This window comes from Streptomyces sp. NPDC020965 (assembly GCF_044333555.1).
GTDB lineage: Bacteria > Actinomycetota > Actinomycetes > Streptomycetales > Streptomycetaceae > Streptomyces.
In genome coordinates, this window is record NZ_JBIRRE010000022.1 from 12,937 (window position 1) to 28,059 (window position 15,123).

The 15,123-nt window shown below is 70.0% G+C and carries 15 protein-coding genes; 9 read left to right on the forward strand and 6 right to left on the reverse strand.

Annotated features, from left to right (window positions below; all coding sequences use genetic code 11):
* The first annotated feature begins 3 nt into the window (after positions 1–3).
* Positions 4–1,080, forward strand: a complete 1,077-nt coding sequence (locus ACH4S7_RS36215; RefSeq protein ID WP_398525686.1) for a trypsin-like serine peptidase — start codon at positions 4–6, stop codon at positions 1,078–1,080.
* Between the two features lie 223 nt (positions 1,081–1,303).
* Here the strand turns inward: ACH4S7_RS36215 and ACH4S7_RS36220 are convergent, their stop codons facing one another.
* From ACH4S7_RS36220 to ACH4S7_RS36230, 3 genes are read right to left on the reverse strand one after another with little or no spacing between them, the layout of a single operon-like run.
* Positions 1,304–1,858 (reverse strand): GerMN domain-containing protein, encoded by a 555-nt coding sequence (locus ACH4S7_RS36220; RefSeq protein ID WP_398525687.1) that lies wholly within the window; start codon positions 1,856–1,858, stop codon positions 1,304–1,306.
* A complete protein-coding gene (locus tag ACH4S7_RS36225; protein WP_398525688.1) occupies positions 1,855–3,327 on the reverse strand; it encodes an ATP-binding protein in 1,473 nt (490 codons plus the stop codon). The genes ACH4S7_RS36220 and ACH4S7_RS36225 overlap by 4 nt, the downstream gene beginning before the upstream one ends.
* Complete coding sequence (locus ACH4S7_RS36230; RefSeq protein ID WP_398525689.1) at positions 3,324–4,025, reverse strand: response regulator; 702 nt, start codon at positions 4,023–4,025, stop codon at positions 3,324–3,326. The genes ACH4S7_RS36225 and ACH4S7_RS36230 overlap by 4 nt, the downstream gene beginning before the upstream one ends.
* 447 nt (positions 4,026–4,472) lie before the next feature.
* On the opposite strand from ACH4S7_RS36230, the gene ACH4S7_RS36235 reads away from it, so the two are divergent.
* Positions 4,473–5,297, forward strand: coding sequence for an SGNH/GDSL hydrolase family protein (locus ACH4S7_RS36235; RefSeq protein ID WP_398525690.1), 825 nt, complete (start codon positions 4,473–4,475; stop codon positions 5,295–5,297).
* Positions 5,298–5,456: 159 nt separating this feature from the next.
* Positions 5,457–6,827, forward strand: a complete 1,371-nt coding sequence (locus ACH4S7_RS36240; protein WP_398525691.1) for an acyltransferase family protein — start codon at positions 5,457–5,459, stop codon at positions 6,825–6,827.
* On the opposite strand, the gene ACH4S7_RS36245 is transcribed toward ACH4S7_RS36240, so the two are convergent.
* Positions 6,751–7,725: a TerC family protein gene (locus tag ACH4S7_RS36245; protein ID WP_398525705.1), complete on the reverse strand. Its 975-nt coding sequence runs from the start codon at positions 7,723–7,725 to the stop codon at positions 6,751–6,753. The genes ACH4S7_RS36240 and ACH4S7_RS36245 overlap by 77 nt on opposite strands.
* A gap of 306 nt (positions 7,726–8,031) precedes the next feature.
* On the opposite strand from ACH4S7_RS36245, the gene ACH4S7_RS36250 reads away from it, so the two are divergent.
* A complete protein-coding gene (locus tag ACH4S7_RS36250) occupies positions 8,032–9,216 on the forward strand; it encodes an acyl-CoA dehydrogenase family protein (protein WP_398525692.1) in 1,185 nt (394 codons plus the stop codon).
* Positions 9,217–9,319: 103 nt separating this feature from the next.
* On the opposite strand, the gene ACH4S7_RS36255 is transcribed toward ACH4S7_RS36250, so the two are convergent.
* Positions 9,320–9,838: a hypothetical protein gene (locus tag ACH4S7_RS36255; protein ID WP_398525706.1), complete on the reverse strand. Its 519-nt coding sequence runs from the start codon at positions 9,836–9,838 to the stop codon at positions 9,320–9,322.
* 337 nt (positions 9,839–10,175) lie between these two features.
* On the opposite strand from ACH4S7_RS36255, the gene ACH4S7_RS36260 reads away from it, so the two are divergent.
* The 5 genes from ACH4S7_RS36260 (at position 10,176) to ACH4S7_RS36280 (ending at position 13,637) form a co-directional block, all read left to right on the forward strand.
* Positions 10,176–10,331, forward strand: coding sequence for a DUF6131 family protein (locus ACH4S7_RS36260; RefSeq protein WP_398525707.1), 156 nt, complete (start codon positions 10,176–10,178; stop codon positions 10,329–10,331).
* A gap of 221 nt (positions 10,332–10,552) precedes the next feature.
* On the forward strand, positions 10,553–11,230 hold the full coding sequence (locus ACH4S7_RS36265; RefSeq protein WP_398525693.1) for a HemK2/MTQ2 family protein methyltransferase: 678 nt from the start codon (positions 10,553–10,555) through the stop codon (positions 11,228–11,230).
* The gene (locus tag ACH4S7_RS36270) at positions 11,211–11,450 is read left to right on the forward strand and encodes a CDGSH iron-sulfur domain-containing protein (RefSeq protein ID WP_398525694.1); all 240 of its coding nucleotides are present in this window, start codon (positions 11,211–11,213) and stop codon (positions 11,448–11,450) included. Before ACH4S7_RS36265 ends, ACH4S7_RS36270 begins: the two co-directional genes overlap by 20 nt.
* A complete protein-coding gene (locus ACH4S7_RS36275) occupies positions 11,447–12,469 on the forward strand; it encodes an iron-containing redox enzyme family protein (RefSeq protein WP_398525695.1) in 1,023 nt (340 codons plus the stop codon). The genes ACH4S7_RS36270 and ACH4S7_RS36275 overlap by 4 nt, the downstream gene beginning before the upstream one ends.
* Positions 12,470–12,782: 313 nt before the next feature.
* Positions 12,783–13,637, forward strand: coding sequence for an alpha/beta fold hydrolase (locus ACH4S7_RS36280; RefSeq protein WP_398525696.1), 855 nt, complete (start codon positions 12,783–12,785; stop codon positions 13,635–13,637).
* A gap of 58 nt (positions 13,638–13,695) precedes the next feature.
* On the opposite strand, the gene ACH4S7_RS36285 is transcribed toward ACH4S7_RS36280, so the two are convergent.
* A complete protein-coding gene (locus tag ACH4S7_RS36285) occupies positions 13,696–14,919 on the reverse strand; it encodes a thiolase family protein (RefSeq protein ID WP_398525697.1) in 1,224 nt (407 codons plus the stop codon).
* Between the last annotated feature and the right edge of the window lie 204 nt (positions 14,920–15,123).

Sequence of the window (15,123 nt, forward strand, 5' to 3'; positions counted from 1 at the left end):
GACATGGGCAGCCGCGGAGGATCACCAGTGGGCACGGCTCCGGAGCAGGTCTTCACCGATCTGCGCGAGGTCCTGCGGCGCGTGCGGGAGGGGCTGTCGCACGAGATGCCCGAGTCCGCCGAGGACCTCTCCGGGCTCTCCGCCGACGAGGAGGCCGCCGAGCGGGTGTCCCGACTCGCCCAGCAGGAGCGGGACCGGGTGCTCACGGCCGGGGCGCACGGGCTGGAGAAGCTGGCCGACGGCCGTACGGACGAGATCAGCGACGACGAGTCCTTCGGCATGGAGGCCATCGTCCTCCTCGAAGGCCGACCCGCCCTCCTCGTCCAGGACCAGGGCTTCCCTCCCCAGGAGGGCGACTGGGCGGTCCTCAACGACCACCGGGCCGCGATCGACGCCTCGATCGCACGGGTCGGCCGGGTGGAGGTCCAGGGCCATCCGAGCCTGGACTGGCTCGGCACGGCGTTCCCGGTCGGCCCCGACGCGGTGATGACGAACCGCCATGTGGCGGCCGAGTTCGCCCGGGACACCGGCGCGGGCTGGACCTTCAAACAGGGCATGGGCGCCAGGATCAGCACCGCGGAGGGATACGAGGAGTCCACCGCCGGCGACGGCGTGGCGTACGAGGTCGTCGATGTCCTCGGTATCCACCCGGATCACGATCTGGCCCTCCTGAGGATCGCCCCGGGGCCGAGCGGCGCCGGCGACTCCCTCACCCCGCTCGCCGTCGCCGCCGTCGCCCCGCCCGATGTGCCGGGCCGCCCGGTCTACTGCGTCGGCTACCCGGCCTATGACGGCCGCCGCAATGAACCGGTCGCGATGAGCCGGATCTTCATGGATGTGTACAACGTCAAACGGCTCCAGCCGGGCACCACGACCGGGCTGCTCCCCGAGCGGACCGTCCTCACCCACGACTGCTCCACCCTGGGCGGCAACAGCGGCTCACCGGTCTTCGACCTGACCGACCACCGGGTGCTGGGACTGCACTTCGGCGGCCGGTACGGTGAGGGCAACTACGCCGTACCGCTCTGGAGTCTGGTGGACGACCCCCTGCTGATCCGCGCCGGGGCGAACTTCGTCTGAACGGGCCGCCACGCCCGGTGAACCGGAACCGGTCCGCGCATCTGTGGATATGGCCACCGCACCGACGGGGACCGGTTCCTATCGCGGTCCGGGGTTTCCGCGCCGTGGTGCCGGGCGGTCGCGCGGCCTGACCGCACCTGAGTACGGCAAGCTGCACGATCGGTGTCGATTCGACGTCCGTCGTCGCGACCGTGCGGTGCGGGGACTGGTGAGCGTGCGGGTGTCAGTCGATGACGGGCATGGCGTTGCCGTTGGGGCCGCAGCGGACCGTCCACGGTTTCGCGGAGCGGATGTTGTTCTCGTGGATGCGGATGTCGACCTGGGTCGCGGGTCTGTCGCCCGGGATCCGGGCGTGGGCGGCGGTGCAGACGATCTGGCTGACCGCTGTGACGTCGAGGTCCGAGGCGACTTCGAAGGGGAGGGAGATGTCGACGGTGCCGGTTGTCGTGGTGGCGGTGAGCCGGCCGGTCGGCGGCGGGACCTGGGTGGTGAGGCCGCGTTCGCGTTCGGCGGGGGTGGGGCCTTTGAGGAGTAGGTCGAGGGCGTGTTGTGGGTCGAGCGGCTGGTCTGTGGGGCGGGTGATGGCGCGGGGGCCGTAGGGGTCGGTGAAGTAGATGCGGACGGAGTTGGTTTGGGTGCCGGGTTGCGGGATGCCGGTGGCGGGTGCGCCCGCCTGCACGGGTCCGGTGGTGCTGATGCCACAGCCGGTGGCCGCGGCGATGAGCAGGGCGGTTGCGCAGGTGCGGAGGGCGTGCCGTCCCCGGGGGTGGTGGGTCATGGTTGTTCCTGGGGGGCGGCGGCGAGCGGGAGGGTGAGGGTGAAGACGGCTCCGTGGTCGGGGGTGTTGCCCGCGGTCAGGGTGGCGCCGTGGAGTCGGGCGTTCTCGTGGGCGATGGCCAGGCCCAGGCCGCTGCCTTCCGAGCGGGTGCGTGCCGCGTCGGCTTTGTAGAAGCGCTCGAAGATATGGGGGAGTACGTCGGCGGGGATGCCGGGGCCGTGATCGGTGACGGTGACGACCGCCGTGTCGAGCTCGACCCGGGCGGCGACGGTGACGGGGGCCCTGCCGTGGAGCAGGGCGTTGCCGATGAGGTTGGCCAGGACGACGTCGATACGGCGGGGGTCGGCGTGCACCGGAACCGAGGTCGGCAGGTCGGTACCGACGCGTTCATCGTCGGCCCAACCGCGTAGCCGGAGGGTTTTGGACACGATGGTGCGCAGGTCAAGATCCTCCGCGTCCAGGGGGGCGGCCTTGGCGTCGAAACGGGACACCTCCATCAGGTCCTCGACCAGCCGGGCGATCTTATGGGTCTCCCCACTGATCAGCCGGACGGCGTCGGCGGTGTCGGTGGGCAGGGCGCCGGACGCGGCGTCCTCGTCGAGGACCTCCGTGACGGCGACCATGGCCGCGAGCGGAGTACGCAGCTCATGGGCGACGTCGGCGGCGAAACGGCGCGCACCCGCTTCCATCCGGCGCAGCTCGGCGTCGTCCTTCTGCAGGGTCGCGGCCATGGTGTTGAAGGAGCGCGTCAGATCGGCGAGTTCGTCGTGTCCCTCGGCGTCGAGGCGGGTGTCGAACCTGCCCGCGGCGACGCGTTCGGCGCCGCTGCGCAGTCGTCGTACCGGGCGCAGCACACTGCGGGCGGCGAACAGGGCCGGGACGACGGCGAGGACGAGTGAGGGGATCGCTCCGGTGCGGGCGGCGGTGACGAGAGCGTCGATATCGGCCTGGTCGTCGTCGAGTGGGAAGGAGGCGTAGACGGTCAGTCCGGAGAGTCTGCTCGTGCCCTTGGGGGGTGGCGGGTCGTGGGTGTAGGCGACGGGTGTACCGACGGTCAGCCAGGGACGGCCGTCGCGTTCGGTGCGTTCGTATGCGGCCTGGCCCTCGTCCTGGACGGTTTCGCGCAGTCTGCGGGGCACTGGTGGCGCGTCGGGGGAGACGGAGACGGGATCGGCGCCCTGGTAGGAGGCGGTGGAGCGCCATGCCCGGGCGCCTCCGGCTCGGTCGAGCTGGAGGGTGAGGTCGCGTAGGTCTTTGCTGCTGGGCGGCGTGGTCAGGTCGGGGGTGAGGGAGCCGAGCTGGGTGCGCAGGTCGTCGACGGCGGAGTTCTGGGTGCGTTCCAGGATGGCCGAGCGGGCCTGCTGGAAGGTGAGGCCCGCGGTGAGCAGGGCGCCGAAGGCCGCGGCCAGGAGGAAGGCGGCGACGAGTCGTGCCCGTAGCCCCCGGGGGAGGTGGAGTCGGGTGTTCACGCCACCGGTCCGAAGCGGTAGCCGAAGCCGCGTACGGTCTGTACGTACACCGGCTGGCGCGGGTGGGTCTCGATCTTGGCGCGCAGTCGTGTCACACAGGCGTCGACGAGTCGGACGTCTCCGTAGAAGGCGTACTCCCAGACCTGTTCCAACAGTTGTTGCCGGCCGTAGACCTGCCCCGGGGTGGAGGTGAGGAACAGCAGGAGTTTCAGTTCGGAAGGGGCCAGGGGCAGCTCGGTGCCGTCTCTGGTCACCACCAGGGTGGTGCGGTCCACCGTGAGGTTGGCATAGCGCTCCACTCCTGCCGGAGGCAGCGCCCCCCGGGTGTCCTGGGTGGGGGCGACCCGGCGCAGGACGGCTTTCATCCGGGCTTCGATGATCCCGCCGCTGGCCGGTTTGGTGATGTAGTCGTCGGCGCCCGCCTCCAGGCCGACGACCATGTCGATCTCGTCGCCCCGGGCGGAGAGGATGATGATCGGAACCTGTTTGCTCTCCCGGATCCGGCGGCATACCTCCAGCCCGCTCATCTGCGGCAGCATCAGATCGAGCAGCACCAGGTCGGGCCGGTAGCGCTCCAGGGCGAGGAGTCCGGTCTCGCCCCGGGCGGCGACCTCCACTTCATGCCCCCGGCGCCCGAGCGCGAGCGAGACGCCTTTCTGCACGGCGGGATCGTCTTCGATGAGCAGGACTCGTGCCATGGGCGGTGCTCACTTCTCCATCTGCTCGATCTGGGCGAGGCGTGTTCGACCAGGATGTTCGAAGGGTATGACGCTTATCCTCGCGCTTCATGACGAAACGATGACAATCGGACGCTGTCGGTCGATGACCGGTTCCGCCGGAGCGAGGAGCGCTGACACACGGCGGCCGGCGCGCGGCAGGTTTCCCCGAGCCCCATGGCGCTCACTCACCGATACCTTCGATCCCGACGCGGGGTCGAATTCGTTGCCCGTACGGGTCGAGTGGACCGTCGGAGCCGTCCCGGACGGGACGTACTCGCCCCCCGGGCGGTGCCGACAGGCAGGCCCGGACGGTGCTTCGGCTTCGGTGACCAGGGCGCTGGCAACGTATGCCGACACGTATCCCAGGACGTGACGAGACGACGACAGCCCTCCCGGCCATCCCACCCGGCCGGTTTCGCTGGAGTCATGAACAGCACGAACTCTTCCTCCCCCCGACGCCGGCGCACCGTCGGCCTCGCCCTCGCCGTGGTGACGGGCGCGCTTGCGCTCACCGCCTGCGGTGGTGCCGGCGACGCTCGTACCGGTGGCACCACCACGACAGCCGCGGTACCCGGCGACCAGTCGTCCGCCAGCGGTGAGAAGCAGGGCACGGGACCGAACAGACTCCTGTGGATGGGCGACTCCATCGGCGAGGCACAGGCCCCGGCTCTCGGGGCGGCGATGACCGCCAGCGGCCTGGAATTCATGTCCCTGGCCGCCGCCGGTGGCGGCGGTGTCATCGGCGAGATGGCCGCTCCCACCTGGGAGAAGCTCCCCAAAGAACTGGCCTCGTTCAAACCGGACGTCGTCGCCTACCAGATCACCACCTTCGACTGGGGCACTCCCGAGGAGCAACGCGCCGGCTACGAGCGCCTGACCAAGACCGTGAACGACGCGGGCGCCGAACTCGTCATCGTCTCCGCACCCCCCTTCAAGATCGACGCCTTCTACAAGCCCCACGCAGCCGCGATCAACACCGCACCGAAGTCGGCCGAGAGCGTCGCCGGCCGGCATCCGGACACCGTCCACTTCCTCGATGCCTCAACGCTGTGGGGCACCGACAGCGCCGCCGCCAAGGCGCAGCGCAGCGAGGACGGCATCCACTCCTGCCAGCAGGGCTCGGCGGCGTTCGCGCAGTGGTTCGGCAAGAAGCTCAACACGCTCTACCCCTTCACCCCGGCAGCGGTCGGCCAGTGGGCCACCGGGACATGGACTGCCGAGAAGGTGTACGGAAAGTTCGGCTGCTCATAGCCGGCGGGCGACCGCAGACACCTGCCCGTAGCGGACACCGACGTAGGGGTGCTGCGGCCCATGTGCGCCGCGGCCCCCGGCCCATCCCGACGGAGACCCATGACCGCCCGGACACCCCTTTCCCACCGACGCCCCCGCCCCCGGACCACCGTCCCGCCGTTGCCCGCCGGGCAGCACATCGCACCGCTCGACGGACTCCGCGGGCTCGCCGTCCTGGGCGTGCTGTTCTTCCACGCCGGCCATTTCAGCGGCGGCTTCCTCGGCGTCGACCTGTTCTTCGTCCTGTCCGGATTCCTGATCACCGGCCTGCTGCTGAGGGAGGCACGGGCCCGTAACGGCCGCATCGACCTCCTCGGCTTCTGGGCACGGCGCGCACGCCGGCTGCTTCCCGCGCTCGCCGTCACGATCGCGGGCACGCTGCTCCTCCTGTGGGCCTTCGGCCCGCCGTCCCTGCTCCGCCATGCCCTCGACGACACCCCCTGGGTGATGTCGAACCTCACCAATTGGCACTTCATCGCCGATCAGGTCGGCTACTGGCAGGCCGGTGACACCCGGGTCTTCGGCCACCTGTGGAGCATCGCCGTCGAGGAGCAGTTCTACCTGCTGTGGCCGCTGGTGATCGGCCTCGCGGCCCGTGGCCGGCACGGAGACCGGTGTGTCGCCGCGGTGGCCGCGACCGGCGCCGCCCTCTCACTGATCGTCATGATCGCCCTGACCGATCCGGTCGACACCACCCGCGTCTACGAGGGCACTGACACCCGTGCCTTCTCCCTCCTCCTCGGCGCACTCATGGCCACCGCCCCCGCGTCCCGCCTCCTGGACCGCGTCAGCGAACGCGCGGCCGGCTGGTGGAGCCTCATCCTGGCCTGCGGGATCGGCGCCTACTGGATCACTGCCACCGGACAGGACTCCCCCTCGCTCTTCCACGGGGGGCTCTTCCTCCACGCACTGGCCGCGGCCCTGCTGATCGGCTGCCTCACCCGGGCCCCGCGCACTCCCCTCGGAAAGGTCCTCGGCACACCCACCCTGCGCTGGTTCGGCCTGATCTCCTACAGCCTCTACCTGTGGCACTGGCCCGTCTATCTGATGCTCAGCGAGGAACGCCTCGGCACGGCCGGCTGGGGCCGTACCGCCCTCATCCTCGGCATATCCATCGCGGCGGCCGTGGCCTCCAAGACGCTCGTAGAGGACCCCGTCCGGTTCCGGGCCCCTTGGGCACGAGGCCGCACAGGAGCAGCCGTCCTCCTCGCCACCTTCATCGCACTGGCAGCCCTGTGGGCACGCATCCCCGAACCACGGACCGGAGCCGGGTCCGTCGACGTCACCCGCCTCGTCTCCGGGGGGCCGGCACCTTCCGCCGTGGACGGACCGCGCCGTGGGGGTGCTCCGAACGCGACGAGCCCGACCGCCCCCGGCGTTGGCTCGGGGGCGATCGGACTCCTGTCCGAGGGTCTCAGCCCTGGGTGTCCGCCTTGTCGGCCGACTCCGCCTCTGCGGCCTCGGCCTTCTTCGACGCCACCAGACTGGTGATCGTCGTGATGATCAGCACCCCGCAGATGACGCCCAGCGAGACCTGGAGGGAGATCTCCGGCACATGCAGGCTCGTCGTTTCGTGGATGCCGTGCAGGACCAGCTTCACGCCGATGAAGGCGAGGATGATCGACAGGCCGTACGACAGGTGGACCAGCTTCTTCAGCAGGCCGGCGATGAGGAAGTACAGCTGCCGCAGACCCATCAGCGCGAAGGCGTTCGCCGTGAAGACGATGTACGGATCCTGGGTCAGGCCGAAGATCGCGGGGATCGAGTCCACCGCGAAGAGCACGTCCGTGACACCGATCGCCAGCATGACGATGAGCATCGGGGTGGCCAGCCGCTTGCCGTTCTCGCGGACGAACACCTTCGTGCCGTGCCACTGGTCGGTCGAGGGCAGGCGCCGCTGAATGGCCTTCATCAGGCGGCCCTCCTCCCAGTCTTCGTCCTCCTCGCCGGCCCGCGCCTCCTGGATGAGCTTCCAGGCGGTCCAGATGAGGAAGGCGCCGAAGATGAAGAAGACCCAGGCGAACGAGCTGATCGCGGCGGCGCCCAAGGCGATGAAGACGGCGCGCAGCACCAGAGCGATCAGCACGCCGATCATCAGCACGCGCTGCTGGTAGATCGACGGAACCGCGAACTTCGCCATGATCAGCACAAAGACGAAGAGGTTGTCGACGCTGAGCGACTTCTCGGTGACATAGCCCGCGAAGAACTCGCCGGAAGCCTGTCCGTCCCCCCAGATCAGCAGCCCGAGGCCGAAGAGCACGGCGAGAACGATCCAGACGATCGTCCAGACGCCCGCTTCCTTGATCGAAACTTCATGCGGCTTCCGACCGCCGATGAAGAAGTCGGCCGCGATGAGCGCACACAGTCCGACAACTGTGAGCACCCACATGGTCATTGAGACGTCCAACCCCGGCCCCTCTCCCTGTTACGTGAGCGGCCAACGGTACAAGGATTACCAAGGAATGGTAAAGCGAGGGTCGAAAATCCCTGGTCGTGGGCTCTTTGTGGTCTGGTCCGGACACCGTTCGGAGGGTGGTGAGTTGCGCGATTCGGGAGCGGCGAGGCCCTGCACTCGCGATCGCTGAGGTGGCGTGCGGGGCACCACACGGTTCACCGTTTTGAGGGGGCATTGACAGTCGTCGGCATCGACGTCACGGTGAGGGTCCTTCTGTGGCCCGAGACCGGAGGTCGTACCGTGGCCGGTTCGTCAGCACCTCGTTCGGACACCGACCTCGTCGAACGCTTACGTGAGCTCCAGCCACTCATCCGCTCGTACGCCGCGCGCGCGGATCAGCAAGGGCGGGTGACGGGCGAGGTCGTCGAGGCTCTCACGGGCGTCGGGATCCACCGTATGAACATCCCCCGGCGCTACGGGGGTTACCAGACCTCACTGCGGACTCAGGTCGATGCGCTGAGCGAGGTCTCCGCCGCGTGCGGGTCGGCCGGATACATGGCGTTGATCCAGGCCGGAGGTGCGTTCATCGCGGCTCTCTTCCCCGACGAGGCTCAGGATGAGATCTTCACCAGCCCCGATGTCCGGGTCGGTGGCACTCTCATCCCGAGCTCGAAGGCTGTTCCGGTGGACGGCGGCTATGTGGTGAGCGGACAATCTCCCTTCGCGACCGGCTGTCAGGACGCCGACTGGCATCTGCTGACCGCGCTGGCCGACACGGGGGAGGCCCAGCCGGAGACGCTGTGGCTGGCGATCCCCATGACCGACCTCAAGGTGCTGGACGACTGGAACGTCTCCGGTCTGGCCGGGAGCGGCAGCAACACCGTCGTTGCCGAGAGCGTTCATGTGCCCGCCCATCGCGTCCTGCCGGTGGGGCCGTTGCTGGCGGGGGCGTTTCCGTCGCGGAGCAATAGCACCGACCCCTTCTACCGGATGCCGCTGCTGCTGATGTTCTGCGCCTGGACGGCCGCGAACGCCCTCGGTCTGGCACGGGCGGCTCTGACGGAGTTCAGCGAGCGCATCCATCAGCGGGGCATCACGTACACCTTCTACGAGCGCCAGCACGACGCCCCGGTGACGCATCTCCAGTTCGCCGAGGCCGCGATGAAGGTCTCATCCGCGGAGCTGCTCGCCGCCGACCTGGTGGAGCTGATCGAATCCAAGGCGGCCGGCAGTGAGCCGTACACGACGGAGGAGCGGGCCCGGGTCAGGGCGCAGTGCGGGTATCTGGCGCGGTTGTGCAAGGAGGCCGGCGACCTGATCGGGTCCGCTTCGGGTGCCTCGTCCCTGCACCGGGAGGTGCCGATCCAGCGGATCGTGCGGGACCTGAACGCCCTGAACCTGCACTCGTTCGTCAACCCCACCACCAACCTGGAGCTGTACGGCAGGGTGCTGTCGGGGCTCGACGCTCATACACCCTTCCTCTAGGGCTCCTCTAGGGCTCCTCCAGGGCGGTTGGGATGTCGGCGGTGTACGGCCACCACCGCCGTGAAGCGGCACCCGCGGGGCAGCAGGTGGTACCCGACTCATTTCACCGCGCGCCGAGAACCTCCGCGGTGAAGCCCGCACGGGTCGCGAGCGACACCAACTCCGCGACCCGCGCGCCCCGTAGACACACCACGGGACAGCAGTCGGAGTCGATGTCGAGAACGACGAGCGCGGCACCGATCTCGCGGTAGTGCCGACCGCAGGCATGGAGGAACTCGTCCGTCGGCAGGAGCATTTCTTCGGTCTCGACCAGCACCCAGGGATCCACGGACGGACGGGACACGAGCGCGCCCAGCCGGCTCCGGATCTCCTCCGGATCCTCCTTCCAGTCGAACTCCGCGAGCAGCCGGTGCTCGTCAAGTGCGTCGACGAGTGCTATCCAGGCCAGGGCGGGGAAGGGCCCGTCGATGCCCCGGTCCGCCAGCCGCGCCGCGTACGCGCGGACATAACCCGTGGGGTCGTCGTGTGCGTGCAGCACCTGCTCGGCGACGGCTGGGCGATCGGGTGCCAGAAGCGCCGCGATGGCTGCCAGGGAAGTGCGGCTGGTGTCGGTTCCGGGCATGGTGTGCACCCCTTCGACAGCCGTGCGGCTGCGGTCGGTACTGAGGCGGGCGCGCTGGTCGGCGTCCATGGAAACCATGGCATGGGGGTCTGACACGACCCTGTACGAATAAATATGTGGGCGGCGCGGGGCAGCGGCGCGTACCCACGATGTCCCGTCCGACACGGTCCGGGGCCCCGGAGACGAGCGCCCGCGCCGCGTCTGCGGCGCGGGGGGCCTCGGGGCCGCCAGGCGCGGAGCGGAGGTGCTCCCCCGCCGGAATGCCCGTTCCTGTTGTGTGGCCGGGCGAACCGGGCAACCCTGGGACCAGGGGGATTGCTCCATGACCGGAGGCATCATGATCATCCTCGGCCTCATTCTTCTGATCATCGGCCTGGTGGTTGGCGTCGGCGTTCTCTGGACGATCGGGATCATCCTGGTAGGGATCGGCCTCGTGCTGTGGATCCTGGGGGCCCTGGGGCACGCGGTGGGCGGTCGACGGCACTACTGGTAGCCGGAAGGATCCCCGTCCGCAGACGGGGTGATTCGCGAGCCCCGGGCCGAGCGGTCGTGTGAAGGCCGATTCGGCGGGCAGGCGGCAATGTGACGCAATGGTCGGGTGTGCCGTACGAGGCACGTCCGTGGAGCGCCCTCACCGCATCGACCGACCTTTCCCGACGGGTGGGTCCGGTGCTGGGACGGGGCGCGGGCTGCGAGGTGCACATGCTCGGTGTGATGACACGGAACGACAGCAGAGGCGGCCGGGTGCTGGCTCCGTGGACGGTGTACGCCCCGCAGCACGACACGCTTCTGCTGGCCCGGGCCCTGGAGCGGGAACACCTGCCGCCGGGAGCCGCCGTCCTCGACGTGGGCACCGGGTCCGGGGCCCTCGCCCTGGCCGCGGCCAGACGGGGCGCCCGCGTCACCGCCGTCGACATGACCCACCGGGCCGTCCTCGCCACCCGACTCAACGCCCGGCTCGCGCGACTACCCGTCGAAGTCCTCCGCGGTGATCTCTTCGCCCCGGTCGGCGGTCGGCGGTTCGACCTCATCGTCAGCAATCCGCCCTACGTCCCCGGCCCCGGGACCACCCCGCGCCGCCACCACGCCTCGGTGGCCTGGGACGCGGGCGTCGACGGACGACTGCTGCTGAACCGGATCTGCCACAGCGCGCACACCTCACTGCGCCCCGGTGGCGTCCTGCTGATCGTGCACTCCACCCTGTGCGGCACAGGACCGACACTGGCAGCTCTGGAGAGGTCGGGGCTCCGGGCCCAGGTGATCGACCGGCGTCAGGTGCCCTTCGGCCCCGTACTCCGCTCGCGCCAGGCTTGGCTGCGGGACCGGGAACTGATCGACGCCCGTGCGGAGAACGAAGAGTTGGTGATCATCCGTGCCGAACGGTCCCGCTGAACAACCGGATACCCATGAGCCAGTTGCCCGACCGCGCCGCGTCACGGTGACGGAGGACGGTCCGGTGCTCATCGAAGGGCCGGTCGAGGTCGTCCTCGACGACGGGAGCACCGCGGTCTCCGACCGCTTCACCGTCGCGCTCTGCGTCTGCCGGCGCAGCCGCACCTTCCCCTGGTGCGACACCAGCCACCGCCGCCGACAGAAGAGGCCCACCGCATGACCGCCCCCGCACCGGCTGCCGCCGACCGGACCGCGTTCCCCGTACTGCCGCAGAGCAGGGGCGAACTCTCGCGCGCCGTCCTGGAGGCGTTGCCCCAGCCCGTAGGAGCGTCCCTGCCGGGGCCGGCGACGGCAGCGGCAGCCGTCGCGGACCCGTACGGCGGCGATCTGCAACTGGCTCTCTACCTCTGCTACGAACTGCACTACCGCGGCTTCGCCGGCATCGACCCCGAGTGGGAGTGGGAGCCCGGACTACTGGCGCTGCGGGCAGCGATGGAGCACCGATTCCTGTCCGCGCTCCGGGCCGACAGCGGCCCGCCGAGGACGGCGGAGGAGGCGCTGGCGGAGATCACCGTCGAACCCGTCGACGGAAGGGGAGTCTCACATTTCCTCAAGGACCAAGGCGAGTTGCTGCATTTCCGTGAGTACGCGGCCCATCGCTCCCTCTACCACCTGAAGGAGGCCGACCCGCATGTATGGGTCATTCCGAGGCTGACGGGCCGGGCGAAGGCCGCGATGGCGGCGGTGGAGTACGACGAGTTCGGCGCCGGACGGGCCGAACGCGTCCACGCCCGGCTGTTCGCCGACCTGATGGCGGACCTCGGACTGGACACCACCTACGGACGGTACGTCGACCACGCCGCGGCGCCCACGCTGACGAGCGTCAATCTCATGTCCCTGTTCGGACTCCACCGCTCGCTGCGCGGAGCGCTGGTGGGCCACTTCGCCGCGGTGGAGACCACCTCCTCGCCCGGTTCACGACGACTCGCACACGGCCTGGAGCGGGTCGGCGCGGGCTCCGCGGCCGTCCACTTCTACGCCGAGCACGTGGAAGCCGACGCGGTCCACGAGCAGATCGTCCGCCGTGACGTCGTCGGCGGCCTCCTCGAAACCGAGCCCTCCCTCGACGAGGACATCGCCTTCGGCGCAGACGCCACGGAATGGACCGAGACCCGGCTCGGCGACCACCTCCTCACCGCCTGGCGAGACGGCCGCACCTCACTGCGCACACCCCTGTGAACCAAGGACAACGTCCCCCTGCGGAGGCGTCCTTCGCGTCGGCGCACCGAGCCCCTTGAGCAGTGCGCGCCGAGCCCCTTGAGCAGTACCGGACAGGGGCAGGCCCCCGGGTGAGCGAGCGGCAACTTCTTCTCATCCGTCATCCGCCGTACCCGGGCGGGAAGGCATCCCCCTGGCCCGGAGGCGTTGAAGCGCCCGTGTGCCTCGTAAGCGGACGTACCGGGGTCGGTGTCGATGCGTTCGCTGGCCGTGTATCACAGCCGTCGTGAACTCTTGCCCTTGCTCTGAAGATCGTTCTGTTGGAGCCTGAGTCATGCAGAATCTGCCGACCTTCGTATTCGTTCATGGCGCCTTCGCCAACTCGTTCTCGTTCGCGCCGCTACAGGCCGAGCTCGCCCTGCTCGGGCACCGTTCGCTCGCGGTCGATCTTCCGGGGCACGGATTCGAGGCGAGCTTCCCCGCGACCTACCAGGCTCCTCAGGATCTCGACGCCCTCGCCGCGGAACCGGGGAGCATCAAGGGAGTCACGCTCGCCGACAACGTCGCCCGCGTGATCGAAGTCCTCGAACGGGCCAAACGGAACGGCCCCACCATCCTCGTCGCCCACAGCAGGGGCGGCATCACGACCACCGCCGCCGCCAACGCCCGGCCCGAGCTGATCGACCGGATCGTCTACGTCTCCGCCTGGTGCCCCGTCGATCTGGACGTGGGCGACTACTACGCTCAGCCGGAGATGGCGGACATCGACGTGGCAGCCCTGGCCGGCACGCTGGTCGGGGACCCGGCCGAACTCGGCCTGCTCCGCACCAACTTCCGCACCGCCGACCCGGAGTCGCTCGCCGCGTTCCAGCGGGCGCTCGCCGCGGACCTCACCGACGACGAGTTCCGGACCTTCCTGAACACCTTCCAACCCGATGAGAACCTCGACACCGGCACGTCCGCCGACCGGGCACAGGCCACGACCTGGGGCCGGATTCCCAAGACCTATGTGCGGCTGACCGCCGATGCCAGCGTTCCCCTCGCCGTACAGGACCGCATGATTCGCGAAGCGGACGCGCTCACCCCCGGCAACCCCTTCGACGTCCGGACACTTGAAGGGAGTCACCTGAGCTGGCTCGTCCACCCGAAGCCCGCCGCCGAACTGCTCGTAGACCTCGCGGGGCGCTGACACACCGCCAGACGGTCCGCGGTGCGGCCGGGCGCGTTCCGAGCACTCCTGGTGCTGCTCACACCCGCTCCACCAGCATGGCGACGCCCTGACCCACCCCCACGCACAGCGTGGCCAGACCGAGCCGCGCGTCGTTGCGCTCCAGTCTGCCGATCAGGGTGAGCAGGATGCGGGCGCCGGAGGAGCCGAGGGGGTGCCCGAGGGCGATGGCACCGCCATCGGAGTTGACCCTCCCCTCGTCCAGCTTGAGCCGCCGGATCACGGCCAGCGCCTGGACGGCGAACGCCTCGTTCAGTTCGACGGCGTCCACATCACCGAGTGCTCGCCCGGCGCGGGTGAGTGCCTTCTCGGTGGCGGGCACCGGGCCGAGGCCCATGAGCTGGGGCGGGACGCCGGCCGAGGCGGAGGTGATGATCCGGGCCCTGGGGGTGAGTCCGTGCCGGCGTACGGCCGCACCGCTCGCGACCACCAGGGCCGAGGCGCCGTCGGAGAGCGGTGAGGCGGAGCCGGCGGTGACGATCCCGTCCGCCCGGAAGATGGTTCGCAGACCCGCCAGCTTCTCCAGGGTGGTGCCCGGACGGGGGCCCTCGTCGCGGGTCACCGTGCCGTCCTTCACCGGCACTCCGACGATCTCGCGGTCGAAGTGCCCGGCTTCCCGGGCGGCGACGGCCCGCTGGTGGCTGCGGAGCGCGAAGGCGTCGGATTCGGCGCGGGTGATTCCGTCGAGGGCGGCGATCTCCTCGGCGGTCTCGCCCATCGACAGGGTGATCTTCTCCGTCTGGGGACCGGCGCAGGCGGGCACCGCGCGGTCGGCGGCGGTGAAGCGGGGGTTGGTGAACCGCCAGCCCAGCGAGGTGTCGTGGACCTCACCAGGTTTGGCCCAGGGGGTGCCTGGCTTGGCCATCACCCAGGGCGCGCGGGTCATCGACTCCACCCCGCCGGCCACCACGATCCCGGCCTCGCCGGAGCGGATCGCCTGGGCGGCCGAGGCCACCGCGGTCAGCCCGGAGGCGCACAGCCGGTTGACCGTGTAACCGGGCACGGTGAGCGGGAGCCCGGCGAGCAGCACCGCCATCCGGGCGACATCGCGATTGTCCTCGCCGGCCTGATTGGCGGCCCCGAGGATCACCTCGTCCACGGCCTCGCCCGGAACGCCCGCACGCCGTACGGCCTCCCCGACCACCAGGGCCGCCAGGTCGTCGGGGCGTACCGAGGCCAGCGCGCCGCCGTAGCGGCCCTGGGGGGTGCGGGCGCCGTCGATCAGGAAGACCTCGTCAGACACGGGCGGACTCCTCAGCGGGAACGGGACGTCGCGGCTGCCGGACGGTGAAGCGGTTGGTGACGCACCGTGCTCCACCTCTCGACAGGCAGCGGGACGGCTGGGTTACTGGGCGTGTCGCACGCTAACCGAATGTTCGGTCGGTGGGCAAGGTGATGAGGGCGGCGACCCGCACCACTGGCCCGAAGCCCGCGTGGACGACACCCG